Genomic DNA, 25,353 nt, shown 5'->3' on the forward strand with positions numbered 1-25,353 from the left:
TAAAGCGCTAATGGGTGGCTATTGAAGTATGGGGGAGTGATACCATCCGCAATAATAATTAAGCGAATGGGGATGACTTAGTTTAGTCTTGGGTTAATTTCTAAAGGAGATAGCGTAATGGTCGCATTACTGCTTGCTCCTTTATATTCTTGATAGTCTTTGTTTTCAAACAGCGTGTAAAAAACATCAACATAATCGTCATTATTAGTAAACCATTCATCCGGCATTGCTTTTAGCAGTTCATTGGTCAGCTTAGGGATAATGGCATAACCCTGCGCTTGTAAATCAGGAATGCTCGCCATTACTTGCTCTGATATTTCTAATAATTTTATTGCTAGAGTTTTATAGTTGGTGTTGTCATCTTGTTCCATTAAGAGTAAATCAACCGCTTGCCAACGATAACGTTGCCAATGAATGAGCACCTGATTAGGGCTGTAATCGGTTTGATCATGATCTAAATACGGTAAATCAACGATATCTAATATTGGTTCATCTCGGGTGGGGTCGACACCCGTTACAATGGCATAAATTTCAGCACCACCTGAGATCCAAGGTTCTTTGTCATCTTCTAAGCGTATTTTTTTCAATACACTGGTTTGCAGAGGTTGTTCATTGCTTAACTGGTTTCGTGGACTAACCGTGCTTTTACTGAATTTGTTAGTAGATAAAATTCCTCTCATTACTGCAATACCCGCATCTTGTACTTTTTGTTGATCTAATTCGACAATAAAGACAGGTTGGGTCGGCATTTGGTCAACACTAAGATAATGAATGTCACCATACTGATCGAACGCTTCAATCTCGCTCCATTGCGTATCGTCACCAGCGGGTGCAAATGCAAATAAAGGGCGTTCGCCTTGCTGCCAAGCGCTAAGCATTTTATCGCTTGCCAAACGCACTTGTAACAAACTACCTGTGTTTTGTGGTAAACCTTTCAGTTGTTGTAACGCGTTGTTTGCTAAACGAGTATTTTGTTGTGTGTGCATACCTAAAGACGGTAGCTGATCCGCATTCAAAACCAGTTTATATTGGCTTAGCGTTTGTTTAAGATCAGCGTTTAATACACTGTAATTAAGCGCTAATTGTTTTGCGAAATTGCGTTTAATGGTGGCTACGTCTTTGTATTGCGCCAACTTAGCCAAGTTTTCACCTTTTTCGATTTCATATTGAGCTGAAAAAGCGGGCGCTGATACACAGTTCAATAGCGCTAAGGTTACCAAGCATTTGGTTATTTTATTCATCATATTCATTTTACCGTTCCGTTATCAGTAACACTATAAAACAACACTTAGAATAAATACTCAAATAAAAATTATAAAATACGTAATTAGTACTGGTTTTAAGTTGCGCTCAGACTCTAAAAAAATACCAAGACGCTGTGATAGAGTAAGTTTTATATAAAGAATGAATCTATTACAAAAAATTATTTTACTAAAAAGTAATTACTATATACATCAGTGGCTTATCTTTGGCTTGATAGTTGCTGTAACTATTACTCTAATAACAACACAAAGGATTAAACAATGACCGATATAGCACATTCAGCGTTTATAGCATTTTATTTATATTTAATTATGATGTTAGTTCAGTGGACAGTGGCGACGTTTAGTAAAGCCAAACAGCCTGGGGCTGTACCAGGAAAAATTGATAAAGACCTATCTCATGAGAGTTTTATATTTAGAGCGCATCGCACCTTTCATAACACATTAGAAAATAGTGCGTTATTTATAGGAACGGTTTTATTTGCCTTTGTGATGAATTATCACAGTTCGGTTTTTGCAATCTGTATTTGGGTTTACGTTATTGCACGTTTAATTCATATGGCACTGTATTACGCCATTGCCACAGAGAAAAACCCCAGCCCGCGTAGTTACTTCTTTTTGATTGGTGTGATTGCAAACATTGTGATGTTAGTGCTGTTAGGACTGCGATTAGCAAGCTAATTAAATGATTAAAGCGAAAAGCAGACAGTCCCTAGCTTTTCGCTTACTTATTTTATTGGGCTGGCTTTGTTTTTCGGGTCACAATAAAACACATTAATGAGCCTAATGTAACTAATACTACGCCTTGCCAAAATGCGTTGGTGAGCGATAGTGATAAGTAAATAGAGGCAAATAGCGTAGACAATACAGGAATAAAGTAAGACAAGGTGCCTAATAACACTAGGTTACCGCCAATTATTGCTTGGTTCCATAGTGCGTAACCTCCACCAATAACCACCCCTGCCAGCAATAAAGTAAAACTAGAATATACGTTAAACTCAAAGCTGGGTTCATTACTCAGTCCGTAACTTATCCATAAAGAAATTGCCGTGGCTGCAAAAAACACATTAATGGCATTTTTACCCTTGCTAAGTTTAACCGTTACACTGCAATACACAGCCCAAATAAACGCTGCTGCAAACGCCATAGAGTAGGGCAATGGGTTGTCGCTAATATTAGCGGTTAATACAGCCATAGATAAACCACTGTTGCCTGCAATACACGATGCAACCCCTAAAAATGCAATCAGTATGCTCGGGTAGACTAATACGCTTACCTTAGTGCGGTTAACAATAATCGAAAATAAAATGGTTAACGCTGGCCAAAGGTAGTTAATAATTGCCATTTCTAACGCTTGCTGGCGACTATTTGCAAAGCCGAGGGATAACGCTAAACACATTTCGTAAATAACAAATAAGCTGCCACCAAAGACTAAATAGCGTTTTGGGTAATTGCTTAGCCTTGGTACACCCATGACTAGTATTAAAAAAATCGCACTGACGCTGTACATTAAAGCAGCGCCACCAATTGGGCTAAATAGTTCTGATAAGTCGCGAATAAAGGCAGTTAAACTGCTCCAGAGCAAAATTGCGAGCACCCCAAACAGGGTGTATTTGTGTTTACTTAATAAAGACATAATAAAATTCAAAGCGTGATGATAAAACACGGGGAATGTGGCATTTTATGATTTAAAGAACAAGCATATGTATCAAAATGCCGACTAAATGCTTATAAATTATATTTAAGATCAATAGCTAAGGACAGAATGTAGCATTAAGCAGGGCAAGCTTAATATTCAGCTTGCCCTGTTAACCTAATTACTCAACGCCAATAAAACCACCGGTTTGATGCGCCCAAAGAGCAGCGTAAATGCCGCCTTGGGCAATTAATTCATCGTGACTGCCTTGCTCTACAACGCCGCCTTCATCAAGCACGATGAGTCTGTCCATTTGTGCAATGGTCGATAATCGATGGGCAATGGCGATTACTGTTTTACCTGTCATTAAATCATCTAAGCTTGCTTGAATAGCCGCTTCGACTTCAGAGTCTAAAGCGCTGGTGGCTTCATCAAGTATGAGGATTGGTGCGTTTTTAAGTAGTACGCGTGCAATAGCAATACGTTGGCGCTGACCGCCTGACAGGGTGACCCCTCGTTCGCCTACTTGCGCATCAAAGCCTTTGTTGCCTTTGCTGTCTTCTAAATCGGTTATAAAATCAAGGGCTTTGGCTTGCTTAGTCGCATCGAGCATTTCGGCTTCTGTGGCATCGGGTCTGCCGTATAAAATGTTATCTTTTACTGAGCGGTGCAGTAGGGATGTATCTTGGGTAACCATAGCAATATAGCGGCGAAGGCTTTCTTGGCTTACATCCGTGATATTTTGGCCATCAATACTAATGCTGCCTTTGTCGGTATCGTAAAAGCGCAGCAACAAGTTAACTAAGGTGGATTTACCCGCGCCAGAGCGACCCACAAAGCCGATTTTTTCACCGGGTTTAATGTTTAAGTTTAATCCGTTTATTACGGGGCCACGGTTATTTTCATTCACGGCTTTACCGTAATTAAAATGTACATTATTAAAGTCGATTGCCCCTTGGGTGACCTTTAACGTTTCGGCTTCTGGTTTGTCATCAACCGCAATAGGATTAGAAAGGGTGCGCATGCCATCGGCCACGGTGCCAATGTTTTCAAACAAGCTGCTAATTTCCCACATGATCCATTGGGCCATGCCATTGAGCCTTAACGATAAACTCAATGCCACGGCAATCGCTCCTGCACTAATGGCGCTTAACGACCATAAATACAAAGACACTGCTGCCACTGAAAACACTAACAAATAGTTTAAGCTTTGAATAACCACGTTTAAGCTGGTGACCAAGCGCATTTGTTTATAAACAGGCTGTAAAAATACATCCATACTTTGTTTAGCGTATTGTTCTTCGCGTTGGGTGTAAGAAAACAGCTTAATGGTTGAAATATTTGTGTAGCTGTCGACGATACGGCCGGTCATTTCTGAGCGTGCATCAGCTTGTGAACTGGCAATACTTTTTAATCGGGGTACAAAGTAAATTTGCACGCAAATATACAATGCTAACCACACTAATAATGGCAACATTAAACGCCAGTCTGAGGCGGCCACTAAAAACACCATTGAGCCAAAATAAACAGCAATGTACATAAGTACATCAAGTAACTTAGTGACTGACTCACGTACTGCTAATGAGGTTTGTAATACTTTTGTAGCGATACGCCCAGCAAATTCGTTTTGATAAAAGCTGACACTTTGACGCAGTAAATAACGGTGTGCCAACCAACGAATCGACATAGGGTAATTGCCCAAAAGCGATTGATGTAAAATAGCCGATCTAAAAAATACGACTACAGGCATGACGACTAAAAGCATTAACCCCATTTTTATTAGCGCGGATTGTTGCTGCGAAAACAGCTCTTCAGGTGTGTACTCGCCAAGCCAGTCAACCAGTTGGCCCATATAACTAAATAAAGACACCTCTAAAATAGCGAGTAATGCGGCACTGAGCGACATAAGCACTAACGACAATTCCATGCCTTTGGTGTAGTGACGACAAAATGCAAAAAGGGTTTTAGGAGGCTGAGATGGAGAACGCTCTGGGAACGGTTTAGTCATCCGTTCAAATAGTCGATACATATTAACTGCTTAATTAAATATTTATAAAGATGTCCCACTATACCATTGTAAAACACAAAGGCGCAGTGGGAATGAGGTGTGCGTCGGTTAACTCAAGTTGAGTTAACCGTTTATAGCTTAGTGTGGCCGGTTTTATTTTTTACCAGCCAATACGATATACCCAGTGCTAAGGTAACTAACGCCAGGCCAACAATTTGCTCTGAGGTCACTAATTTTAAATCGAGGACAATAATTTTACGCGCCACAGCCATCAGTGCGGTAGCAATAACAAGTTCAACGGGCAGCGAGCTAGAGCCCAAATATAACCGAATGTTAGTAAATATTTCTACCGCAATTAGCACCACCATAAAGGCACCAAAGGTTTGCAGAATGTCTTCAATATTTAATAAAAAATAAGGCGGAGAACTTAACCGCATGTATAAAACATACACTACATCAGCAATACTCCAAAAAATAACCAGCACCATGAGCACTGCCAGTATTTTAATTGCAAAGCGAATAGCATGATGTAAATACTGCATCAGGGGATCAACATGATCCTCTGGTAATTCTTCGTGTTTCTTCATGTTATTTCAGCACCTTATTGATTAAATTAGCCTTTATAAAATGATAGCTGATTAATTATGTTTAGCACTATATACGGTCAAAACAGTATAAGTGATTATTTTTATTAAAATAGTGTGCTTGAACAGGGGACTTGTTTGGTGTGGGTTAAATTCTAAGTAAAATTCAAGGTGTTAATAATATGTAATTAAGCGTGTGATTTTTAGTGTCTATCTCAAAAGGTTTGCGGTTATTGGTTTCTGCTGTCATGTTGGTGGCATTCATTATGAGGATAACAATGCTATGTCTAATTTAGGTTTAAAGTTCGTTAATCGACTTATAAAGTATGGTGTGTTGGCATCATTAAGTTCTGTAACGCTTACAAGCTTTGCTGGCGAGTCTACACAACAAGCATCATTGCATAAAATTGCACAAGAAATTTCGGCGCAGCGTATTGAGAGTGATATTCAAACGCTGGTGGGTTTTGGTACGCGACATACGCTATCAGAGACTAAGTCTGATACACGTGGTATTGGCGCGGCAAGGCGTTGGATTAAAAAAGAATTTGAAGCGATTTCGGCACAATGTGGTGGCTGCTTAGAAATAATAGAGGTAAAACAAACCATTTCGGGAGAAAAGCGCATTCCTAACCCTGTAGAAGTGGTTAACATAATTGCGATTCAGCGCGGCAGTACTGAGCCTAATCGTATGGTGATGATGTCGGGTGATATAGACTCGCGCGTTAGTGATGTAATGGATTTTACCAGCGATGCGCCAGGGGCAAACGATAACGCTTCAGGGGTTGCCGGTGTTATTGAGGCAGCGCGTGTTTTATCGAAATATACATTTAATGGCTCGGTTGTTTACGCGGCGCTCTCAGGTGAAGAGCAAGGTTTATTTGGCGGTAAAATTTTAACCGCTTATGCGCAAAAAAATAATTGGCAGGTTCATGGTGTTTTAAATAACGACATGATTGGTAATATTACCGGTATTAATGGCGTAACCGATAACACCACTGCACGCATTTTTTCAGAAGGGACGCGAGTGGTTGAAACCAAAGAGCAAGCGCGTACTCGTCGTTTTACCGGTGGCGAAGTTGACTCAGCGAGTCGTAATTTAGCGCGTTACATAGACACCATTGCCGATAAATACATTGAAAATTTAGACACTATGCTGGTATACAGACTCGACCGATTTGCTCGAGGAGGGCATCATCGCCCATTTAATGATGCGGGCTTTGCGGCTGTACGTATAATGGAAACTAACGAGCATTACGACCGTCAACATCAAGACCTACGCACCGAAAATGGCATAGTGTACGGTGATACCATCGATGGGGTTGATTTTGATTACGCCGCAAAACTCACGTCATTGAATGCGGTGAGCCTAGCGTCAATGGCATGGGCACCAGCGCCACCGAAAGAAGTGAAAATTAGTGGTGCCGTACGCGCCAGTACAACACTTTCTTGGCAACCATCGGAAGATAAAAATATTGCCGGTTACAAAATTTACTGGCGCTATACGAGTGAGCCACAATGGCAATACAGCCAATGGGTTGATAATGTTAGCGAGTTTACGCTTAAAAATGTGGTTATTGATAACTACTATTTTGGCGTTGCTAGCGTTAATAAACAGGGTGTTGAATCGCCAGTGGTGTTCCCCGGTGATGTGGGGTCGTTTGATCACAACATAAAATAATCGGTTTGCTTAAAAACCCAGCAAACAGCTGCGAATAAGGTGTTAAGCACGCTATTTATGCTTGCGCCTTATTTGTTATGCCCTTAAAGTGTAAACAAAGAAGTAAAAAGGTTATTAAAATGCAGCAACAAGAACAAAAACCATTAACACCAGAGCAGCAAGCTGAACTTCAGCAACAAGAAATTCAATGGCAGCGCGAATGTTTTCAAAATGCGCAAAAACATTTAGCTGAAAAAGGCATTATGCCCAAAACATTGCTTGAAAAAGAAAGCCGTTTTTTAGCGCCTTTATGCGCGCTATGGAAATTTAAAGCGCAAAACGGTAAAAGCTACTGGGTGATCACCGGTCGTTTACCAACCGATCACGCTGAAGCATCTGCAGCAAAAGATGCACGCGATGCTATGCGTTATTTTTCACTGCAGTGGCAGTTAAAGGCCGATCAAATTATTACCGCGGGTGCGCGAGATAAAACCCAAGCTGATTTTGCAAATTTACTGATTAACCGTGCACATGGTTTATATGAAATGCATGAAAACGAGCAGCTTTGGGCAAAAGAACCCGCTTAATAAATAAAAGTGAATACATTTAAAAAAACCTAACTTAGCGACGTAAGTTAGGTTTTTTGTTGGAACTTTCAGAATTAAGCTCGAAACATAAATAGACTCTAATAAGCGCTATCTACGCGCACTGTGTTGTTGGTTAAATAAATAAGGCGTACATTATCACCTTGGTGAAAACGCATAGCGGGATCGCTGTCTTGTACCACCATAAATTGTTCACCACTTTCTACTTGTATAAGTAGTTCAACTAATTGGAGGTTTTCATAGCGTTGTGTCTGTTGCTGATTATGCGCAACATTACCACCAATCACTGATCCTAAAATAGTCGCTACCGTGCGACCGCTGCCACCACCAAACTGGTTACCAATAACACCACCTAATAAGGCACCGCCAAAGGTTTTCCAGCCGTTGCTTTTATCGTGAACCAATTGTTGCTCTGTAATGTTGCGCACTGACTTCACTTTACCAAATAGTACTTGCTGCACAGGAACGGCTTTATTGCGTTCATACTTGGCAAAAGTGGGGGCACTAAATATTAATAAAGTGCATAAAAATAAGCTAAGCGTTTTCATGGTTCGCTCCTGTTAGTTACCAACCAAAGGTAGATTTTTCACGGGTTTTACGAATTTCAGTTTCGTCAGCCCATTCAACAAGGCCACTTTGCATATCCATTAAGCGCATTGTAAATTTGTAGTACACATCGGCTTTGTCAGCATTGGATTTAACAATGCTCGACAGGTTACCGTACAGCATATATTGTGCGCCAATTTGTTTACCAAAGGCCACCGCAGTGCTTGGATTGATCAGTGCATCTTCATTTTGAAATGTAAGTTGTTCACGAACCGCTTCTACACGGGTCATATCAACAAATCTAAATTTTCCACTGCGAAGTAATTGAGTCGAAATTGAGTCGGTAATTGACTCAGTGTCTATGTGTTCACTGGTTTTGTTTTTAATACGCTCAACAAATACCACAGGGCGTGTATTGGCAGTCATAGTACCAACCACTGGCGAACTGAGCAGTGAGTCGGTCATTTGCGAGGCTACTTTTTGTAGGTCGGTAGAGCCAAAGTTTATATCTGTGGTTTCTACGGCTTGGGCATCACCATAACTAACGACTGCTTTATTAGCACAGCCGTTTAGTGTGAGTGCGGCTAAGCCTAAAATTGCATAGCCAGAGAGTGATTTAAATTGTTTATTGATCATCATGGTTTCCTTTAATCTTTAAATTCTTGAGCTTCAGTAGACACTTCTCTTACAGCTAAAGAGAAAGTAACGGCATTAGGGCTAGGCGCGAGTCCTGCAAGCTGAGTTTTAGCAAAGCCAAATAATGTGAGGGCTTGCCACGGCGAGTGGTTGCCTTTAATTACAAAGCCATCTTTATCAAACCAGTTAAATTGATACTGTAAATATTGTGACTTTTTATAGGTACTTGCCAAGGTGACTACCACGTCGGTTAGGTTATTTGTTTGACGAGTTTTTACATCACTGATTAATAGCTTTTTTGCTAACTGTGGATTGTTAACATTGAGCTGCTCTTTGTAGGCATTGGTAGTTTGTTCAACTCCAATGCCTGAGGTTACAGGTCGACTGCTACATGCACTAAGCATAAACAACGCAATAATGGGGAGTATGTATTTCATGATGGCTCCTAAAGTTGCACTACATGGGAGTTAAAATAGTTATTAACAGAGGTTAGGTAGATTAACGTTAACCTTTGCTTACTAACGGTAAAATTTATTGGCGGTTGTGAGCCAACATTTAAGGTATGTTCTCCTGCAGTCACTGCACTGCGGGCAAGGCTAATTTGATTGGGTAAGGTAAGCCAGCTGCGGGTATCGGCTTGCTCAGATGCAAGATTATATAAGTTTGCTAAAATATTCCCCACATCACCGCCACTGCGGGCAAGCTCAGCGCGCAGCTTTTCTTTCGCCACTAAGCGCAATATTTGCCTCGATACGCGCCCAGCAACTTGCTGCTCTAGCGTTTTAGCGGCCAGTGCTTCTAAGTGTACTAACGGGCTTAGTGATAATACGTGGTCATTAATTTTGACGTTGTTAACGGTGCTTACATAAGCATTATTTATATAAATGGGCATGGCGAGACTATAAAAGCGGGCGTCTCCCTGTGAAGTATAAATGGGTAATCGTAATTTAAATTCGTGTTGTTTTGGTATCAGGCCTTGTTCGAATAATATAACCACTTCGCCTTGGTTTTTTTCTAAGGTGTTAACTTCACCAAACTGGCGTTTAAATTGGTTATAGTCATCAGCAAAACCTTGCTGCTTAGCAAGACGCAGTACATCGTGTTGTAAATACGGATTGTTAGGTTGTATTTCGAGCGCTTTTTTATAGTCTATGTAGGCATCATCACCTTGCTTTGCCGTTTCATATAGTAACCCTGATAAATAAAACGTGTACGCATTTTGAAAGCCATTTTTGACCGAGCGAATTAAGTTATCCATATCGGGATAGTGTTGCTGTGCTTGGGCAACCGCATTATCAAATTCGCTTTGATTATTTAATAGTTCATCAACTTGTACTTTATTAGCACGGCGTATTTCAACTAAGGCGCTTTCAATATCATGTTTATAAACATAATTGAGCGCTTTGTAGCTATGCAACATACTCATTTCGTAGGCGGGCGGTGTATAACCAATAGCTGAGTCGTTGGTTAACAGCGCATTACTTTGCTCAAGCCCAGCACTTACTTGTATTTTTGCAGCTTGGCGCTTAGATTGCATTTGTTGATAGACAGTTTCAAAATGAACTAGTGCGTTATCGGGGTTGTTGGCTAAATCCGCGATACGGCCTTGTTCTAATTGGCTCAGTAAATAATTACTGTGTGTTTTGCTGTTTTTGCTTATTAAGGAGCGTGCACTCTCAATATTATTATTCGTAATGGCTTGTCTAATAGGGGTGGTATTAGTGGCGTAATCATTAAAGAGATCGTCAAAGCCAATGGTGCTGCAACCACTTACAATAAAGCAAAGACTAAAAATTAAAATGTGACGCACGCGCACTCCTTCTTATTTATTCTGTAAGGTTAACATACTGCCAATAAATACAAGTGTGAAAGATTGTAAAAAAGCGTAGTGTATAAACATAGAACAAAAACCCTTAATAAAAACTTTATCATTTAAAAAATAACCATGGTAACGTTTACAACATTGGGCGTTAATTTAATCGGTATATAAATACGGTACATATTTATCAATACGTTAGGAATTAATTTGAAAGCAACACTGTTTACTATTATCGCGTTAGTTGCCTTTGCTGCAAATTCGTTATTATGTCGGTTAGCGTTGGCGCAAGGCTTCATTGATGCGTGGAATTTTACCGTTATTAGGTTACTGAGCGGGGCAGTGTGTTTGACCATTATTATGCTGCTCTATACTAGGCAGTTAAATAAAAAAGCGCAGTTAAGTAATCCTATTATTAACGATACTGGCAGTTGGCGAAGCAGTGCTAGCTTATTGATATATGCGCTGTGTTTTTCTGTTGCTTATATCGAGCTTGATACCGGCATGGGGGCGCTTATTTTATTCTCGGCGGTGCAATTTACAATGATTGGCTGGGGCATATATAAACAAGAGCGTTTAAGTGCTGTGCAATGGCTTGCATTTATAGTGGCGTTTGCGGCATTTGTTTACTTAATGCTGCCCTCACAGACAGCACCACCGCTGATGGCTGCATTATTAATGAGTATAAGTGGCATTGCGTGGGGAATTTACAGTATTCGTGGCAAGGCGTGTGTGTCGCCGCTAAGAGCCACTACCTTTAATTTTATTCGTAGTTTATTAGTGCTACCTATTTTAATTGTGGTGGGAATGAGCCAGCTTAAAAATATACGTATCGAAGGGGCGTTACTTGCAATAGCCTCAGGTGCCATCGCATCTGGCGTAGGGTACAGTATTTGGTATATGGCTATGCCACTATTAAAGAGCACGCATGCAGCCATAGTGCAGTTATGCGTACCCGTTTTGGCGGCTATTGCAGGGGCAGTGTTTTTATCAGAGACATTAACTGTACAATTTATGCTCCCCAGCAGTATCATTTTACTAGCGGTATTAGTTTTTACTTTAAATAAAAAGACTAAAACTGCCTAGCTGGTGGACTTACATTGATCACAAAGCGTTCATACAATGCAGGTAAGTGGGTTAAAATAGCGTCTTTACCTAATAAATCACTGTTTTTAATGCAGTCGTGCAACACTTCTGGCGTAAGGTGGCGAATAAGCTGCGCTGATTGCGCTATGTGGCTAATATGCCAAAGCTCAGGAGCTACCCCGCCCAAGTCATACTGGTAAGGTCGATAAAACCCAAATTCTGCTAGATGAGTGTCTAGCCATTGGCTTAGTTTAGCAAAAGGCCCACCTTGCTGATATTCAGTAGGGCTCAATTGCAAAACATAATCGTCACTCACTGCGCCTTTATCGTAAATATCTAAATCAGTCCCTAAATGATGGCGACTCGCCCCCGGTAGCGCAGAATAAAGCATGATGGCAATGCATTTATCAATATCACTGAGCGAATTAATATCAACGTGTTGCTGCGCTTTGTTTAATACCGGCCGCTTAGCGGAAAATTTAGCGTTCCAAATAGCTGATTGACGGTTAAAATCCCGAAAACTTGATGCAATACATAAATCAAAGCCTGCTGATGAAGCCGCTGTTTGCAGTGCAATAAAGTCATTTACAATATCGGCATGCAAAGAGTGATTTTGTATGGCAACTAAATGTGCATCACTTTGGCCAGTGATGCATTGTATGAGTTCTTTATTTGCAGTCATTAAGTTAACAGGTGCTCTAATATTTGTTCGTAAATATCGGCCAGGGCGATTAGGTCGTCGGTGCTAACACACTCGTCCACTTTATGAATAGTGGCATTACGTGGCCCTAATTCAATAACTTTAGCACCCGTTTGTGCGATAAAACGGCCATCTGAGGTGCCACCTGTTGTTTCTAAGTTAGTGGTTAACCCCGTTACCGATTTAATGGCGGCTACGGTGGCATCAACCAATGGGCCGTGATCGGTTAAAAACGGCAAGCCATTCACAATCCAATTGAGTTCATAATTTAAATTGTGTTTTTGTAAAATGGCATTTACTTTTTGTTGTAGTTGTTGATGAGTAACTTCGGTACTAAATCTAAAATTAAATTGTACCTCTAGCTCCCCAGGGATCACATTGCCTGCGCCCGTACCGCCATTAATATTAGAGATTTGAAAGCTGGTGGCTGGAAAAAAGTCATTACCCATATCCCACACAGTTTGGCTTAACTCGGTTAAAGCTGGCGTGGCTAAATGAATTGGGTTTTGTGCTAAATGTGGATAGGCCACATGACCTTGCACGCCTTTTATAGTTAAAAACCCCGTGAGTGAACCACGGCGGCCATTTTTAACCACATCACCGAGTACATCGCGAGAAGAGGGTTCACCTACAAGGCACATGTCTATTTTTTCACCGCGCTCCTCTAAAGTATCAATAACGCGGGTAGTGCCGTTAATAAACGGGCCTTCTTCATCTGAGGTAATTAAAAACGAAATGGAGCCTTTGTGATCTGGATGCTTAGTCACAAAGCGTTCGGTTGCCACAATCATCGCTGCTAATGAGCCTTTCATGTCGGCAGCGCCACGGCCATGCAATAAGCCGTCTTCAATTAGGCCTGCAAAAGGCGGGTGCTGCCAGTTTTTTTCGGGCCCAGTGGGCACCACATCAGTATGACCGGCAAAACAAAAATGCGGTGATTGGGTCCCTTTACGTGCCCATGTGTTTAGGGTATCGGTAAAAAATAGCGATTCAATATCAAAGCCAATGGCGCTTAGGCGTTCATTCATCATATGTTGGCACCCGGCATCTTCAGGTGTAACCGACTCTCGCTGAATTAAGGCTTGGGCTAGGGTAATTACTGGATGGGTCATTATTTAAAAATCTCATCGTATTGTGCTGCTTTAAAGCCTAAGTGATATTGCCCGTTATTAACAAGAACAGGGCGTTTGATCATCGCCGGTTGTTCAACGAGTAAATCTATAGCGGTTTGTTTAGTCAAGCTTTGTTTTTGCTCATCAGTGAGCGCTCTGTACGTTGTGCCACGCTTATTAACCAATTGTTCCCAATCAATATGTTCAGCAAAGTCGCTTACCATGTCGTTATTAACGCCGTCTTTGCGATAGTCGTGGAAAGTGAATGCAATGTCGTTATCGCTTAAGTATTTTTTTGCTTTTTTAATTGTATCGCAGTTGCTAATGCCATAGAGAGTGATCATAAATCTACTTCTTTTTAATAATAGTTAATAAGGTATCTACACCGGCATTAACTTGCGGGTGAGAATAATGAAAAGTGCCTAAATTATGGCCATTGAGAATTATGAGGCTGGCTAAAATAGGCGAGTCGAGCTCACGTAAATCAAAATAGGCAAGGCGTTGGCCTTTGGTTATTTTGCTGTCGTTAAGCTGAGCAATATGAGTATGCGTAAGTGTTTGTGAATCGGGCACCGCTAGGTTTATTAATACTTTTAAGCCGTTGTTGGCTTTTAAAATAAATTCACAACCGGCACTTTTTACCTGCAGTAAGGTGCCATTGAAGGGCGCTAATACTTTATGACTCGATAAACTAACAACAATACCTGGGCCGAGTGTGCCAAAACGAAAAAAGGGTTGTGGATGCTCTTCCATTGGCATCACTTTACCACTGAACGGACTCGTGATTTGTATCGCGTTTCGGCCAATTTTATTTTTAGTTAAATAGCTAACGTCTTCAGATTTCATTATTTATTCAGTTACCACGTTGTAGCCATCGGCTTTAAGGGCTGTAATTGCTTTGGTGACCGTTTGTTTTTTTACTAAAATATAGTCGGTATCATATGTGGATATCGAAAAAATGGACACGCCAGCTCTGGCTAATACGCCTGACAGATTTGCCATAATGCCAGTTAACGAAAACCCTAAAGGACCTATTACTTCCAGTGCTTGCCAATTAGATTCAGTGTCTTGGCTATCAATAATAAAGTCGACAGGGCAAACAACTGACAGTTCATCATGCGTTTTTGAGATAAAAAATAACGGTTGCTTTAACAGCGCAGGCGGTATGTCAGCATCAAGGGCTAAACTATGAATAGATAACACGGTGCTGTGTAATTGTAATGTTTGTTTTGACATTAAACGTATCGCCAGCAGCAAAATAATAGCTTTATAGTATAGAGTATTGAAGCTAAATTAAAGGCTCAAGTTTAGGCAGTGCTATATTTTTATTAGCTAAAAAATAATTGTCCACAATTTCTGTGGATAAGCTTGGGGGTTGTGAGGTATAAATAGCCTAACCAGTTAATTATTAAATAAAAAATGGCTAGGCTATAAAAAGGGCATGTTAATTACAGGCCTTAATTAAGCGCTTCTACTTGCGCCGCCTGAATGGCTGTTAAAGCAATGGTATACACAATATCGTCAACTAATGCGCCACGGCTTAAGTCGTTAACAGGTTTGCGCATCCCTTGTAACATAGGACCAATACTGATCAAATCGGCACTTCGTTGCACTGCTTTGTAGGTGGTATTACCCGTATTTAAATCAGGGAAAATAAACACGGTTGCTTTACCGGCAACCGGGCTATCTGGCGCTTTTTTAATAGCTACACTTTCCATAATGGCCGCATCGTATTGCAATGGCCCATCGATAATGAGATCTGGGCGCTTTTGTTGGGCAATTTTTGTTGCTTCGCGGACTTTTTCTACATCAGCGCCACTGCCCGAATTACCCGTGCTGTAACTTATCATTGCTACACGAGGTTCTATGCCAAATGCGGCAGCAGAATCGGCAGATTGAATTGCAATATCGGCTAGTTGTTCAGCATTAGGATCAGGGTTAATAGCACAGTCACCATAAACAAGCACTTGATCAGGCAATAACATAAAAAATACCGACGAGACTAATGATGAACCCGGTGCGGTTTTAATCAGCTGTAAAGGCGGGCGAATGGTATTGGCCGTGGTATTGACTGCCCCTGAAACCAGCCCATCGACTTTCCCTTGTTCTAGCATCATGGTGCCCAGTACCACGTTATCTTGCAGTTGTTCCTTTGCAATAACGTCAGTTAAGCCTTTGTTTTTACGAATTTCGACCATAGGTGCTACGTAGTCATTAATAATACTACTTGGCTCTATTACAGTCACATGCTCGTTCAGTTCAATCCCTTGTTGCTCCGCGATTCGAAATATTTCATCGCGATCGCCAAGTAAAATTGTTTTAGCTATGCCGCGCTGGCCACAAATAGCAGCGGCTTTAATGGTTCTAGGCTCGTTACCCTCAGGCAACACAATCGTTTTATCCGCTTTACGGGCTTTATCGGTTAATAAATACCTAAAGGCAGGGGGGGATAACTTGCGGGTTTTTCCCACACTTTTTGCTAATGTGTCCAGCCAATCAGAATCGATATGTGCAGCGTTATGATCTTTTACTTTTTCTATGCGTTGTTCATCGTCGCTAGGCACTTCTAGGTTAAAGTTATGCAGCAATAAAGAAGTGCGCCAGGTATCGCCCTCGGTTGCCAAAATTGGCAGACCAGTTTGCATAGCTTGTTCGCATAGCGCCATAATGCGCGGCTCAGGTTCAAAACCACCGGTAAGTAAAATTGCACCTAGTTTTGTGCCATTCATGGCCGATAAGCAAGCTGCAACGAGTATATCTGAGCGATCGCCAGGGGTAACCAATAACGCACCTGGCGTAAAATAGTTTAAAATATTGGATACGGTGCGGGCACAAAATGTAATTCGTCTGAGTCGGCGGTGTACCATATCGCCTTCGTTGATAATAGTGGCTTTTAAATAGGCACTTAAATCTTTAACACGTGGGGCAACCAGTTCAAAATCCCACGGAATAGCGCCGAGTAACATAAACGGGTTTTTTCTAAAAATAGGTAAAGAAGCTAAGCGGTTTAATTCGTTATCAAGCGCTTCTGGCTTATAGGTATCGACTAAATCGGCGCGAGCTCGACCTTCCTCATCAAGGGGGGCGTTTACTTTATTAAAAATACAGCCAAGCACGCGAGGGTGGTCAATGCCACCATAGTTGCCAGCGGCTATTTCAAGTCGGTCTTCAATTTGAGTAATGTTGTAATTGCCAGGGGTAAGTACAAAAACGATATCGGCCCCTAAAGTTTGTGCGATTTCGCGATTTACTCTCCCCGCATATGGTTGGCGACGGGTAGGCACCATGCCTTCAATAATAGCCACTTCATCATCGTTAATTTTACTTTGAAAACGCTCTACAATTTCTTCTAGCAGGTCATCGCCTTTGCCATCGCCAATCATTTGCTCGGCGTAATCCAGCGCAAATGACGTGGGTGGATCAATAGGCGAGCCTTGGGTAACAATTTGTGTTGACTTTTCTGGGCCTGTTTCACCCGCGCGTGGTTGGGCTATAGGTTTAAAAAAATTAACTTTAACAGTTTTTTGTTCCAGCGCCCTTACCAAACCCACCGATACTGAGGTTAAACCAACCCCAGTAGAAACGGGGATCAACATAATACGACGAGCCATATTATAACTCCTTGGTGATGTTTGCGGCATCAAGTGCAATCACCCATTCTTCGTTAGTGGGCATAACAACCGCTTTGCTACGTGAATCAGCTGTACTAATTAACCCAGCTTGGCCAAAACGTGCATCAAGGTTTGCTTGTGGGTCTAAATTAATACCTAAAAAGGCCAATTGTTTAAGTACTTTATCACGGATAATATCGGAATTTTCGCCAATACCGCCGGTAAAAATAACTGCGTCTAGCTGTTGCAGCGGAACCATGTAAGCGGCTATTTGTTTTGCGAGGCGGTAACAAAACATATTAAGTGCCAGCATAGCTTGCTGGTTGCCTGCAATAGCGGCTTCTTCTATGGTGCGACAATCGTTAGACAACTCGCTTATGCCTAATAAACCACTTTTTTGATTGAGTAAGTCATCAATTTGCTGAGCAGTGTAATCGAGTTGCGTGGTTAAAAAGTTAAATATGCCCGGATCAATGTCGCCACAGCGCGTACCCATAACAAGCCCTTCAAGCGGGGTTAACCCCATACTGGTATCAACACTTTTGCCATTTTTAATCGCACACACTGAACAGCCGTTGCCTAAGTGAGCGCTAATAAAGTTACTGTTTTCAATAGGAAGTGCCAACAACTTCGCAGTTTGCCCTGCCACATAAAAATGGCTGGTGCCATGAAAACCATAGCGCCTAACACCAAAGTCTTTATAAAGCTGATAAGGAAGGGCATAAAGATAAGCGACTTCATCCATCGTTTGATGAAATGCCGTGTCGAACACGGCTACTTGCGGTAAATTTTTAAATGATGCTTGCGCTGATGAAATACCCAGTAAGTTAGCGTGGCCATGCAAAGGTGCTAGCGTAGCTGCTTGCGTGATACCTGCAATAACGCGTTCGTCAATTAATACTGATTGGGTAAAATGCTCACCACCATGCACAACACGATGACCAACAGCAACTAGTTGCTCATCAAGATTGTGATCTTTTATTAAATCAACCAGCGTATCAATGGCATGCGCGTGTGCCTGATTAGCAGCAAGTTTAATGGTGGTCTTTTCTCCCTTAAATTTATATTTTATTGAGGGAGCATCTGCACCTAGGCGCTCAGCTAAACCTGAAATAATGTCTTTTCCTGTGTTTGCATCAATAATTGCAAACTTTAAACTTGAGCTTCCACAATTAAGTACCAAAACATGGTTTGGTTTTTTTGGGAGAGTTGGCATAGATTCATTTTCCATTTAAATATTAATCAGTACACTTGGTTGATATATAAGCATTGTAAGCTTAAATGGGTATAGACTAAAGTGTAGTTGACTTTATTAAAAGGGCTTTGTGGAATTCTTTCGATAATTTATGCTTTTTGTGAGTTTTACTAATGAAATTAAGCATTTTTACCGATAAAGTGAGAGTTGTGTTACACTTTTATAAGCAAGATGCTTTTACAAGTGTTAAATGCCGTGATTGTGAGGATTTATAATGCAAAAAAGTGTGATATCACAAGTTCAATTAGGGCGCGCTTATGCTAAAACATGGCCTATGCGTAAAGAGGTCGCGCCATTATTTGCCGAGTTTAAAGTGATCAGAGCAACCGAGCTTGCGATTACAGTAATGCCTATTTTAGCCATGTTAACTTTGTTTTTTCAGCTTAATTATTTAGGCCCTGATTTTTTACCTCAAGCTATTGCCAGTAGTCTATTTTTTATCTCCTTGCCGTTACAGGGGCTTTTATGGCTAGGTAAACGTGCGCAAACAGAATTAGAACCCGCTATGCTGCAATGGTACAACGAGTTGTTTGCAAAAATGATCGCCAACGGTTACGACGCACAAATGGGGAAAAACAAGCCCCGCTATTTGGAGCTTGCTGAATTGTTAAAAGACATGTTTGATAAAATGGATAAAACCTTTACTAAAGAGCAGTTTTAACAAACTGGCTAATATAAAATGACAAGGTAACCTTATGATGCTGTTTTTGTTCAAGTGCCTGCCAATGCTCGGGTCTGAACTTCCATGCAAAGGGTGTCATCATTATTAAATTTCTTACGTCGCTAAATGTGAGTGACACTTGCTCTGTAATGAGCTGTTGCGATGATTGTTTAAAGCCTGTTGGCGTAGCAACTTCAGTATGTTCATTTACCGTATTATAGATATATTTTTTCAACTCTTTGAGGTGCATAGGCCCAGGGCTTGCCACCACTAAACAGCCATCCTCTTTCACAAGGCGAGAAAGTTCATCGTCAAACAAAGGGGCAAACACGCTAATTAACACATCAGCAAGGTGATCATTAAAGGGCGCGTGGCTTATTGATGCCACGCTAAATTGACATTGTTTGTATCGTTTTGCTGCGTATTTTACCGCCGACTTAGATATATCAACACCATACACAGTAGCTTGCGTGTTATTTGCTATAGCATGAGTGTAAAACCCCTCGCCACACCCTAAATCAATCACTATATTTGCATTGAGCGGTTTGACTAAATTAGCTAAGGCTGTCTGTAAAAATGCATAATGGCCTTGCTCTAAAAAAGAACGCCTTGCTTGTACCATTTCTAAAGAGTCACCGGGCTGTTTAGAGTTTTTATTTTGCACGGGGAGTAAGTTTACATAGCCTTCTTTGGCAAAATCAAAGCTGTGGTTATTATCACAGCGTAATGTTTTTTCATTAAGTGCCAATGGAAGTTTGCAAATAGGGCAATGGTAATGAAGACTCATGAGCCTAAATAGTCCTTATCAAAAAAAGTTTTTACCCAGTGCGGGCGATAGGTGATCATAACAGTTATTGCCATACCGTTTAGCATTGCTTCAGGAAACGCTAAAATAGGACTGAGATAAATGTAGTTTTCTGTTAGCTGATGCCAATTATATTCGCCAATTGCGTAATAAAAAACACCCCCGAGTATAATGTTAACGCAAGCAACGACACCAGCCGTTAAAAAGCTACAAACAAATATATAGATAAAAAAGTGCCGCGCTAAGTAGTGGTAACAAAGCATAAATACAAAGTAGCTTAATAATACTGGAATAAACGCACTTATTAGTAATTTTACCGCAATCAGCTCGAATGCTATTTGTCCAAATGCAGTTAGCAGGGCTGTTGTTAATACACAACTTAAAATAGCCAGACGCCAGCCTAAAATCAGCGTAACAGCAGTAATGCCCAATATATGAAGATCAAGCCCAGGTAAAATACCGGCTTTTATACGCCATAGTAAAGCGAGCACCAGCGCGCAGGCAAACACGCCAGTTTGCCTAGCTGGCGTATTAAATAAATTGGCGTATGTTGATTTATTAACACTTAAAAAGCCAATAACAATAACACCAATCCACAGTAATGCCTGTAATTGCACACTTAGCATAATCGTTAATTAAACTCAGACCAAATAGGCGCATGATCTGAAGGCTTGTCGATAGCACGTAATTCGTAATCTATACCGGTGTCGATACAGCGAGCTGCTAAGTCATGCGTTGCCAAAACCACATCAATCCTTAGTCCACGATTATCAACAAAACCCTTAGAGCGGTAGTCAAACCATGAGTATTGATCGTTAGTTTCTGGGTTTTGCTCCCTAAAGGTGTCTTTAAAGCCCCAGTTTAATAACGTTGCTAGCCATTCACGCTCAACGGGTTGAAATGAACATTTTCCGGTTTTTAACCAGCGTTTTGCGTTTACCTCACCAATACCAATATCTAAATCGGTTGGAGAGATATTAATATCGCCCATTACAATTACATCTTGATCAGGCGTGTAATGACTATTTAGGTGAGTCATTAAGTCTTGATAAAATTGACGTTTATAAGGGAATTTAGTTTCGTGGTTGATGTTATCGCCTTGCGGGAAGTAGCCATTCATGACATGCAGGTCACGGCCATTTTCTTGCTCTACGGTAACGCTGATCATTCGCTTTTGCGACTCATCTGTGTCGGTGGAAAAGCCTTTTAATACCGACTTAGGCTCTTTTTTGCATAACATTGCCACACCGTAATGCGCTTTTTGTCCATGAAAATAAACGTGGTAACCCATTTTTTGTACATCGTCTAGCGGAAATGCTTCATCGTGCACTTTTATCTCTTGAAGACCAATAATATCTGGCTGGTGTTTATCAATAATAGCTTGTAACTGATGTAGGCGAGCACGCAGACCATTGATATTAAAAGAAATCACTTTCATAAAGTTTACCTTCAAATTTATTTTCATTGTTAGCCAAATTGTATCAGTATTTGGAGCGACATAACATGATTGAAACGAGAAAATAGCTGCACAAATGTTGATCAATTTTTGCTTAATGTTTAAACATTGTAAATGCAATATTAAATAATAAAATAAATAAAATATTCAATTGATATGTTAAAAGTTGTCTATATAATGCGCAAAAATCGTTTATTTAACTCGTTCAAATAGGACCACCTGATGAAAACTCAATTACTTTTAGCCGCCTCTCTTTTTGTTTCTGTAACTGCTACTGCGCAAAGCAATACGTATTACAGCCAAGACAACAAATTAGAGTCTAATTTATGTGTTGTAAGCGCCAATGAGGGGTTTTCGGCTGCTCGTAAAATGGCAGCAAAGCACGGTGTATATTTATCGCGTTATTCAAAAAGTATCCTATGTAACGGTCAAGACATCCGTGACATTGCAAAAAAAGAAGCAGCAACGCAATCAGTTGTGTCTAAAGTAGAAGTATTTGCAAAAGATTCACACCAAGAAACACAGTTATGTATGACTGCATTAAAGCAAGGCCTACAACCAGTACGTAAGCAAATTGGTAACTTAAATTCATTAAAGTGTAATGGCCAAAGCGTTACTGATTTTGTTAAGCGTTACCAAAACGCTGCAATCTAAATTACCGTATTAGATATAAATAGCTCGGTTCTTACCGAGCTTTTTTTTTTGCAAAAATTACCAGAGTAGCTTGCAAAAATTGCATTATTAAATATCGTAATAGAAGTTGTTCTTGGTTAATTGTTTGATTTTAATGGTTTATTTTTTTTGGCATCGTATTTGTATTACTAGATTTGAAATTTATTAATACAAGGATACGTCTGATGAAAAAATTAACGATAGCTTCTACTGTTTTAGCCGCATTGAGTTTAGCCGCTTGTTCTTCAAATCAAGGTTTAGAAAAAATCGACAGTGATTTTGCAAGCTTAGATAACGACAGCGATGGCTTTATTTCTAAAACAGAAGCCGACGATGATAGTATTTGGCAGCACTTTTCAAATATAGATACAAATATGGATAATCAAATAAGCCGTAATGAATATGATGCTTATATGCAGCTAAATGCTGGGAAAGTTGCTACAGATAGTGAAGTGAGTGAGTCTGCATTTAAGGCTGATATTGCGAAGTTTGATAAAATAGAAAATGACTTTAAAAGCTTAGATAATGATAGCAACGGCTTTATTTCAGTTTCTGAAGCTGACGATGATGATATTTCAAATCATTTTGGTTACATGGACAGCAATAAAGATAAACGAGTAAGTAAAAAAGAGTTTAATAGCTATATCCAAAAACATGGTGATTCTGTTGCAGAGGACGATGCACTTGAGCAATTTAAAAATAGCTAAATTACATTATTAAATACACTTGATACCAAGCCAGTGTTTTTCACTGGCTTTTTTATACCTATAAAATGTTATTTTATTAATATGTTTTCCTAGTTTGCCGTTGTTCTGTCATAATAGATGGCTGTGTGTTTTTATTAACTTTAGAGTGATTATGGTTGGTCGGCGAATTAGTGATGAACAATTAATTGAAATCATTGAAGCGGCGATTTTTGTGGCAGGCAAGCCCGTATCAAAACGTCATCTTAAGGACACGGTTTTAAACGACTTAGCAATTTCTATGGCGCGCATTAATGATGCTGTAGAGGCCATTCAAGTTCACTATCAGACGCGTGGAATACGTTTAGTTGAGGTAGGCAGTGGCTATCGTTTTCAAGCGTGCAGTAGTTTAAGCCCATGGTTGAGTAATTTATGGCAAGAACGTGCCCCTAAATACTCTAGAGCTTTACTCGAAACCCTGTCGTTAATTGCATACAAGCAACCCATTACCCGTGGTGAAATTGAGCAAGTGCGGGGTGTAGCAACTGGCTCAAATATTATTAAAACTCTGCTTGAAAGAGAGTGGATTAAAGTAGTTGGGCATAAAGAAGTACCCGGTAAACCGGCACTTTATGCAACGACTAAACAATTTTTAGATTATTTTTCGATAACGGGACTTCATGATTTACCCGCATTGCCAGAGCAACAGCAAAGTAAAATTACCCAGTTATTAAGTGATCCTTCTGTGAGAGAACCATCCGAATGAGTATACAAGGTGAAAAGTTACAAAAAGTCCTAGCCCGTGCAGGTGTAGGCTCACGCCGTGAAATGGAAAAATACATTGATGCAAATCGTGTGAGTGTAAATGGTAAAGTAGCTAAGTTAGGCGACAGGGTTGAAGAAACCGATTTAATTCGTGTTGACGGCCATACCGTTAAAATAGAAGAAAAAGCAGACAGAATTTGTCGTGTAATTATGTATAACAAACCAGAGGGTGAGTTAAGTACGCGTAAAGACCCTGAAGGCCGTAGAACCGTTTTTGACCGCTTACCTCGTATTGATGGCGATCGCTGGATAGCAGTAGGCCGATTAGACGTGAATACCTCAGGCCTAATGCTGTTTACCAATGACGGTGAATTGGCAAACCGCTTAATGCACCCAAGCTATGAAGTTGAACGCGAATATTCAGCACGTGTATTTGGTGAAGTCACTGACGAAACAATGAAAAACTTACTGCGTGGCGTAGAACTTGAAGATGGCCCCGCAAAGTTCACTGGTATCAAGCCTATGGGCGGTGAAGGTATTAATCGTTGGTATAATGTAACGCTTAATGAAGGTCGTAACCGTGAAGTGCGTCGTTTATGGCAATCACAAGATGTGGAAGTATCACGTCTTATTCGTATTCGTTACGGTAAATTAGAGCTTGATAAGCGTGTACCGCAAGGTGGCTGGATTGAGTATGATTTAGATACGGTTAACTATTTACGTAAAACAGTAAAGCTTGGCAAAGAAACACAAACTAAGCTGTCGGTTATTCCTGAAAAGCGTAAAGACAAGCGCGCTAAAATAAACCAAATTCGCAAGGCGGTTAAAAAGCACAATCAACGTGTAAAACCGACTAAACGTAAGTAATTAAAGCATAAAACAACAAAGCCGCTTTTTATAGCGGCTTTTTTACGTTTAAAACTAAATATTACTTTTTAGCTTGTGCGTCTAACGATTGGCCATTGATATCTTTTGAGTCATCACTCATTAAATACAGGTAAGTTGGCATTAAATCTTCAGGTGTTGCTAGTAAATCACGATCTTCACCTGGGAATGCACTTGCACGCATTGATGTACGTGTTGCGCCTGGATTGATGCAGTTAACACGGATTGGCGTTTTTTCAACTTCACACGCCCATGTTTGCATCATACCCTCTACCGCAAACTTAGAAATAGCGTAAGGTCCCCAAAATTCTCTTCCTTTACGACCTACACCCGATGAGGTAAATACCACTGAAGCACTTTTTGACTTACGCATTACAGGGAACAACGCTTTGGTGATCATCGCTTGTGCTGTTACGTTTACTTTCATTACATTTTCGAATGTTGATGAACAAAAGTGCTCCAACGGCCCTAAAGTACCTAAAATACCAGCGTTATTTAATAGTCCATCAAGGCGGCCAAATTGACTTTCGATTGTTGCGGCTAAATCACGATAGTTCTGTTTAGTTGCACCTTTTAAGTCCATAGGCACAATCGCTGGCTGTGGGTAGCCTGCATTGACGATTTCGTCATACACACATTCTAGTTTATTAGTTGTTTTTCCTAATAAAATAACGGTTGCACCATGTTTAGCATAAGTAATTGCTGCAATACGGCCGATACCATCACCTGCGCCTGTTATCAAAATTACTTTGTCTTTAAGTGCGTTTTCAGTTGCTTGATAGGTATGCATAAAAGTACCAATGTTTAAATTTTTTTTGATTTTAACATAGCAAATCGACAAGTAATCGAATTTATTACAAATTTAGGTGGCGAAACTAGAAAGTTTACGTTAAGTTTAACTGGTCTAATGTC

Annotated in this window: 28 protein-coding genes; 9 read left to right on the forward strand and 19 right to left on the reverse strand. The window is 40.4% G+C overall.

Annotated features, from left to right (window positions below):
• Window positions 1–77 precede the first annotated feature (77 nt).
• Entirely contained in the window at window positions 78–1,244 is a 1,167-nt protein-coding gene (locus PTET_RS07000) for a DUF3103 family protein (RefSeq protein WP_208619167.1), read from the reverse strand.
• A 279-nt stretch (window positions 1,245–1,523) separates the two neighbouring features.
• On the opposite strand from PTET_RS07000, the gene PTET_RS07005 reads away from it, so the two are divergent.
• Window positions 1,524–1,943, forward strand: coding sequence for an MAPEG family protein (locus tag PTET_RS07005; protein WP_024602566.1), 420 nt, complete (start codon window positions 1,524–1,526; stop codon window positions 1,941–1,943).
• Window positions 1,944–1,995: 52 nt separating this feature from the next.
• On the opposite strand, the gene yddG is transcribed toward PTET_RS07005, so the two are convergent.
• The 3 genes from yddG to PTET_RS07020 form a co-directional block, all read right to left on the reverse strand.
• A complete protein-coding gene (gene yddG, locus PTET_RS07010) occupies window positions 1,996–2,898 on the reverse strand; it encodes an aromatic amino acid DMT transporter YddG (protein ID WP_036956379.1) in 903 nt (300 codons plus the stop codon).
• 181 nt (window positions 2,899–3,079) lie between these two features.
• Complete coding sequence (locus PTET_RS07015; RefSeq protein WP_029609971.1) at window positions 3,080–4,927, reverse strand: ABC transporter ATP-binding protein; 1,848 nt, start codon at window positions 4,925–4,927, stop codon at window positions 3,080–3,082.
• 110 nt (window positions 4,928–5,037) lie between these two features.
• Entirely contained in the window at window positions 5,038–5,493 is a 456-nt protein-coding gene (locus tag PTET_RS07020; RefSeq protein WP_013464778.1) for a phosphate-starvation-inducible PsiE family protein, read from the reverse strand.
• A gap of 280 nt (window positions 5,494–5,773) precedes the next feature.
• Between PTET_RS07020 and PTET_RS07025 the strand changes: the two genes are divergently transcribed.
• Together PTET_RS07025 and PTET_RS07030 are read left to right on the forward strand one after the other, a co-directional pair.
• Complete coding sequence (locus PTET_RS07025; protein ID WP_016899906.1) at window positions 5,774–7,168, forward strand: M28 family peptidase; 1,395 nt, start codon at window positions 5,774–5,776, stop codon at window positions 7,166–7,168.
• A 119-nt stretch (window positions 7,169–7,287) separates the two neighbouring features.
• Entirely contained in the window at window positions 7,288–7,734 is a 447-nt protein-coding gene (locus tag PTET_RS07030; protein WP_008110031.1) for a DUF4826 family protein, read from the forward strand.
• Window positions 7,735–7,832: 98 nt separating this feature from the next.
• Here PTET_RS07030 and PTET_RS07035 read toward each other — a convergent pair whose 3' ends face one another.
• The 4 genes from PTET_RS07035 to PTET_RS07050 are packed head-to-tail and all read right to left on the reverse strand — an operon-like array spanning window position 7,833 to window position 10,744.
• Entirely contained in the window at window positions 7,833–8,300 is a 468-nt protein-coding gene (locus tag PTET_RS07035; protein WP_096038404.1) for an outer membrane lipoprotein, read from the reverse strand.
• 16 nt (window positions 8,301–8,316) lie between these two features.
• Window positions 8,317–8,934 carry a penicillin-binding protein activator LpoB gene (gene lpoB, locus PTET_RS07040; protein WP_407681289.1) on the reverse strand — a complete coding sequence of 206 codons (618 nt, stop codon included), beginning with the start codon at window positions 8,932–8,934 and terminating at the stop codon, window positions 8,317–8,319.
• Between the two features lie 11 nt (window positions 8,935–8,945).
• A complete protein-coding gene (locus tag PTET_RS07045; protein ID WP_016899910.1) occupies window positions 8,946–9,371 on the reverse strand; it encodes a YcfL family protein in 426 nt (141 codons plus the stop codon).
• A gap of 8 nt (window positions 9,372–9,379) precedes the next feature.
• The gene (locus PTET_RS07050; RefSeq protein ID WP_016899911.1) at window positions 9,380–10,744 is read right to left on the reverse strand and encodes a COG3014 family protein; all 1,365 of its coding nucleotides are present in this window, start codon (window positions 10,742–10,744) and stop codon (window positions 9,380–9,382) included.
• 216 nt (window positions 10,745–10,960) lie between these two features.
• Between PTET_RS07050 and PTET_RS07055 the strand changes: the two genes are divergently transcribed.
• Window positions 10,961–11,836, forward strand: coding sequence for a DMT family transporter (locus tag PTET_RS07055; protein WP_016899912.1), 876 nt, complete (start codon window positions 10,961–10,963; stop codon window positions 11,834–11,836).
• On the opposite strand, the gene PTET_RS07060 is transcribed toward PTET_RS07055, so the two are convergent.
• The 7 genes from PTET_RS07060 to PTET_RS07090 all read right to left on the reverse strand — a co-directional run bounded on the left by PTET_RS07060 (window position 11,823) and on the right by PTET_RS07090 (window position 18,475).
• On the reverse strand, window positions 11,823–12,518 hold the full coding sequence (locus tag PTET_RS07060) for a M15 family metallopeptidase (RefSeq protein WP_016899913.1): 696 nt from the start codon (window positions 12,516–12,518) through the stop codon (window positions 11,823–11,825). The genes PTET_RS07055 and PTET_RS07060 overlap by 14 nt on opposite strands.
• The gene (gene dapE, locus PTET_RS07065; protein ID WP_013464786.1) at window positions 12,518–13,648 is read right to left on the reverse strand and encodes a succinyl-diaminopimelate desuccinylase; all 1,131 of its coding nucleotides are present in this window, start codon (window positions 13,646–13,648) and stop codon (window positions 12,518–12,520) included. Before dapE ends, PTET_RS07060 begins: the two co-directional genes overlap by 1 nt.
• On the reverse strand, window positions 13,648–13,992 hold the full coding sequence (locus PTET_RS07070; protein WP_013464787.1) for an ArsC family reductase: 345 nt from the start codon (window positions 13,990–13,992) through the stop codon (window positions 13,648–13,650). The genes dapE and PTET_RS07070 overlap by 1 nt, the downstream gene beginning before the upstream one ends.
• 4 nt (window positions 13,993–13,996) lie before the next feature.
• Entirely contained in the window at window positions 13,997–14,494 is a 498-nt protein-coding gene (locus PTET_RS07075; RefSeq protein ID WP_096038405.1) for a PTS glucose transporter subunit IIA, read from the reverse strand.
• A gap of 3 nt (window positions 14,495–14,497) precedes the next feature.
• Window positions 14,498–14,884, reverse strand: a complete 387-nt coding sequence (locus PTET_RS07080) for an ACT domain-containing protein (RefSeq protein ID WP_024602576.1) — start codon at window positions 14,882–14,884, stop codon at window positions 14,498–14,500.
• 221 nt (window positions 14,885–15,105) lie between these two features.
• Window positions 15,106–17,259 (reverse strand): phosphate acetyltransferase, encoded by a 2,154-nt coding sequence (pta, locus tag PTET_RS07085; protein ID WP_016899915.1) that lies wholly within the window; start codon window positions 17,257–17,259, stop codon window positions 15,106–15,108.
• Window position 17,260: 1 nt separating this feature from the next.
• A complete protein-coding gene (locus PTET_RS07090) occupies window positions 17,261–18,475 on the reverse strand; it encodes an acetate kinase (protein WP_016899916.1) in 1,215 nt (404 codons plus the stop codon).
• A 253-nt stretch (window positions 18,476–18,728) separates the two neighbouring features.
• On the opposite strand from PTET_RS07090, the gene yfbV reads away from it, so the two are divergent.
• Window positions 18,729–19,175, forward strand: a complete 447-nt coding sequence (gene yfbV, locus PTET_RS07095) for a terminus macrodomain insulation protein YfbV (RefSeq protein ID WP_016899917.1) — start codon at window positions 18,729–18,731, stop codon at window positions 19,173–19,175.
• Here the strand turns inward: yfbV and rlmA are convergent.
• The 3 genes from rlmA to xthA are packed head-to-tail and all read right to left on the reverse strand — an operon-like array spanning window position 19,159 to window position 21,418.
• Entirely contained in the window at window positions 19,159–19,962 is an 804-nt protein-coding gene (gene rlmA, locus PTET_RS07100; protein WP_013464793.1) for a 23S rRNA (guanine(745)-N(1))-methyltransferase, read from the reverse strand. The two genes, yfbV and rlmA, sit on opposite strands and share 17 nt — an antisense overlap.
• A complete protein-coding gene (locus tag PTET_RS07105; protein WP_016899918.1) occupies window positions 19,959–20,606 on the reverse strand; it encodes an energy-coupling factor ABC transporter permease in 648 nt (215 codons plus the stop codon). The genes rlmA and PTET_RS07105 overlap by 4 nt, the downstream gene beginning before the upstream one ends.
• Before the next feature lie 5 nt (window positions 20,607–20,611).
• Window positions 20,612–21,418 (reverse strand): exodeoxyribonuclease III, encoded by an 807-nt coding sequence (xthA, locus tag PTET_RS07110; RefSeq protein ID WP_013464795.1) that lies wholly within the window; start codon window positions 21,416–21,418, stop codon window positions 20,612–20,614.
• 240 nt (window positions 21,419–21,658) lie between these two features.
• On the opposite strand from xthA, the gene PTET_RS07115 reads away from it, so the two are divergent.
• The 4 genes from PTET_RS07115 to rluB all read left to right on the forward strand — a co-directional run bounded on the left by PTET_RS07115 (window position 21,659) and on the right by rluB (window position 24,423).
• Window positions 21,659–22,090, forward strand: coding sequence for a hypothetical protein (locus tag PTET_RS07115; RefSeq protein ID WP_013464796.1), 432 nt, complete (start codon window positions 21,659–21,661; stop codon window positions 22,088–22,090).
• A gap of 203 nt (window positions 22,091–22,293) precedes the next feature.
• Window positions 22,294–22,815 (forward strand): EF-hand domain-containing protein, encoded by a 522-nt coding sequence (locus PTET_RS07120; protein ID WP_013464797.1) that lies wholly within the window; start codon window positions 22,294–22,296, stop codon window positions 22,813–22,815.
• Window positions 22,816–22,966: 151 nt separating this feature from the next.
• The gene (gene scpB / locus PTET_RS07125; protein ID WP_013464798.1) at window positions 22,967–23,557 is read left to right on the forward strand and encodes an SMC-Scp complex subunit ScpB; all 591 of its coding nucleotides are present in this window, start codon (window positions 22,967–22,969) and stop codon (window positions 23,555–23,557) included.
• The gene (rluB, locus tag PTET_RS07130) at window positions 23,554–24,423 is read left to right on the forward strand and encodes a 23S rRNA pseudouridine(2605) synthase RluB (protein ID WP_008110001.1); all 870 of its coding nucleotides are present in this window, start codon (window positions 23,554–23,556) and stop codon (window positions 24,421–24,423) included. The genes scpB and rluB overlap by 4 nt, the downstream gene beginning before the upstream one ends.
• A 61-nt stretch (window positions 24,424–24,484) precedes the next feature.
• Here the strand turns inward: rluB and PTET_RS07135 are convergent, their stop codons facing one another.
• Window positions 24,485–25,231 carry a YciK family oxidoreductase gene (locus PTET_RS07135; protein WP_016899536.1) on the reverse strand — a complete coding sequence of 249 codons (747 nt, stop codon included), beginning with the start codon at window positions 25,229–25,231 and terminating at the stop codon, window positions 24,485–24,487.
• Between the last annotated feature and the right edge of the window lie 122 nt (window positions 25,232–25,353).

Origin of the sequence: Pseudoalteromonas tetraodonis, from assembly GCF_002310835.1 — a bacterium.
GTDB lineage: Bacteria > Pseudomonadota > Gammaproteobacteria > Enterobacterales > Alteromonadaceae > Pseudoalteromonas > Pseudoalteromonas tetraodonis.

Bases quoted from the DNA above. Each gene is read 5' to 3' on its own strand.
- PTET_RS07090 (WP_016899916.1), bottom strand. From the start codon at position 18,475: ATGCCAACTCTCCCAAAAAAACCAAACCATGTTTTGGTACTTAATTGT.
- PTET_RS07015 (WP_029609971.1), bottom strand. From the start codon at position 4,927: ATGTATCGACTATTTGAACGGATGACTAAACCGTTCCCAGAGCGTTCT.
- PTET_RS07120 (WP_013464797.1), top strand. From the start codon at position 22,294: ATGAAAAAATTAACGATAGCTTCTACTGTTTTAGCCGCATTGAGTTTA.
- PTET_RS07080 (WP_024602576.1), bottom strand. From the start codon at position 14,884: ATGTCAAAACAAACATTACAATTACACAGCACCGTGTTATCTATTCAT.
- PTET_RS07115 (WP_013464796.1), top strand. From the start codon at position 21,659: ATGAAAACTCAATTACTTTTAGCCGCCTCTCTTTTTGTTTCTGTAACT.
- PTET_RS07060 (WP_016899913.1), bottom strand. From the start codon at position 12,518: ATGACTGCAAATAAAGAACTCATACAATGCATCACTGGCCAAAGTGAT.
- dapE (WP_013464786.1), bottom strand. From the start codon at position 13,648: ATGACCCATCCAGTAATTACCCTAGCCCAAGCCTTAATTCAGCGAGAG.
- PTET_RS07045 (WP_016899910.1), bottom strand. From the start codon at position 9,371: ATGAAATACATACTCCCCATTATTGCGTTGTTTATGCTTAGTGCATGT.
- lpoB (WP_407681289.1), bottom strand. From the start codon at position 8,934: ATGATCAATAAACAATTTAAATCACTCTCTGGCTATGCAATTTTAGGC.
- PTET_RS07030 (WP_008110031.1), top strand. From the start codon at position 7,288: ATGCAGCAACAAGAACAAAAACCATTAACACCAGAGCAGCAAGCTGAA.
- PTET_RS07035 (WP_096038404.1), bottom strand. From the start codon at position 8,300: ATGAAAACGCTTAGCTTATTTTTATGCACTTTATTAATATTTAGTGCC.
- PTET_RS07105 (WP_016899918.1), bottom strand. From the start codon at position 20,606: ATGCTAAGTGTGCAATTACAGGCATTACTGTGGATTGGTGTTATTGTT.
- scpB (WP_013464798.1), top strand. From the start codon at position 22,967: ATGGTTGGTCGGCGAATTAGTGATGAACAATTAATTGAAATCATTGAA.
- PTET_RS07070 (WP_013464787.1), bottom strand. From the start codon at position 13,992: ATGATCACTCTCTATGGCATTAGCAACTGCGATACAATTAAAAAAGCA.
- rluB (WP_008110001.1), top strand. From the start codon at position 23,554: ATGAGTATACAAGGTGAAAAGTTACAAAAAGTCCTAGCCCGTGCAGGT.
- PTET_RS07075 (WP_096038405.1), bottom strand. From the start codon at position 14,494: ATGAAATCTGAAGACGTTAGCTATTTAACTAAAAATAAAATTGGCCGA.
- PTET_RS07025 (WP_016899906.1), top strand. From the start codon at position 5,774: ATGTCTAATTTAGGTTTAAAGTTCGTTAATCGACTTATAAAGTATGGT.
- yfbV (WP_016899917.1), top strand. From the start codon at position 18,729: ATGCAAAAAAGTGTGATATCACAAGTTCAATTAGGGCGCGCTTATGCT.
- PTET_RS07135 (WP_016899536.1), bottom strand. From the start codon at position 25,231: ATGCATACCTATCAAGCAACTGAAAACGCACTTAAAGACAAAGTAATT.
- pta (WP_016899915.1), bottom strand. From the start codon at position 17,259: ATGGCTCGTCGTATTATGTTGATCCCCGTTTCTACTGGGGTTGGTTTA.
- PTET_RS07000 (WP_208619167.1), bottom strand. From the start codon at position 1,244: ATGATGAATAAAATAACCAAATGCTTGGTAACCTTAGCGCTATTGAAC.
- rlmA (WP_013464793.1), bottom strand. From the start codon at position 19,962: ATGAGTCTTCATTACCATTGCCCTATTTGCAAACTTCCATTGGCACTT.
- PTET_RS07020 (WP_013464778.1), bottom strand. From the start codon at position 5,493: ATGAAGAAACACGAAGAATTACCAGAGGATCATGTTGATCCCCTGATG.
- yddG (WP_036956379.1), bottom strand. From the start codon at position 2,898: ATGTCTTTATTAAGTAAACACAAATACACCCTGTTTGGGGTGCTCGCA.
- PTET_RS07005 (WP_024602566.1), top strand. From the start codon at position 1,524: ATGACCGATATAGCACATTCAGCGTTTATAGCATTTTATTTATATTTA.
- xthA (WP_013464795.1), bottom strand. From the start codon at position 21,418: ATGAAAGTGATTTCTTTTAATATCAATGGTCTGCGTGCTCGCCTACAT.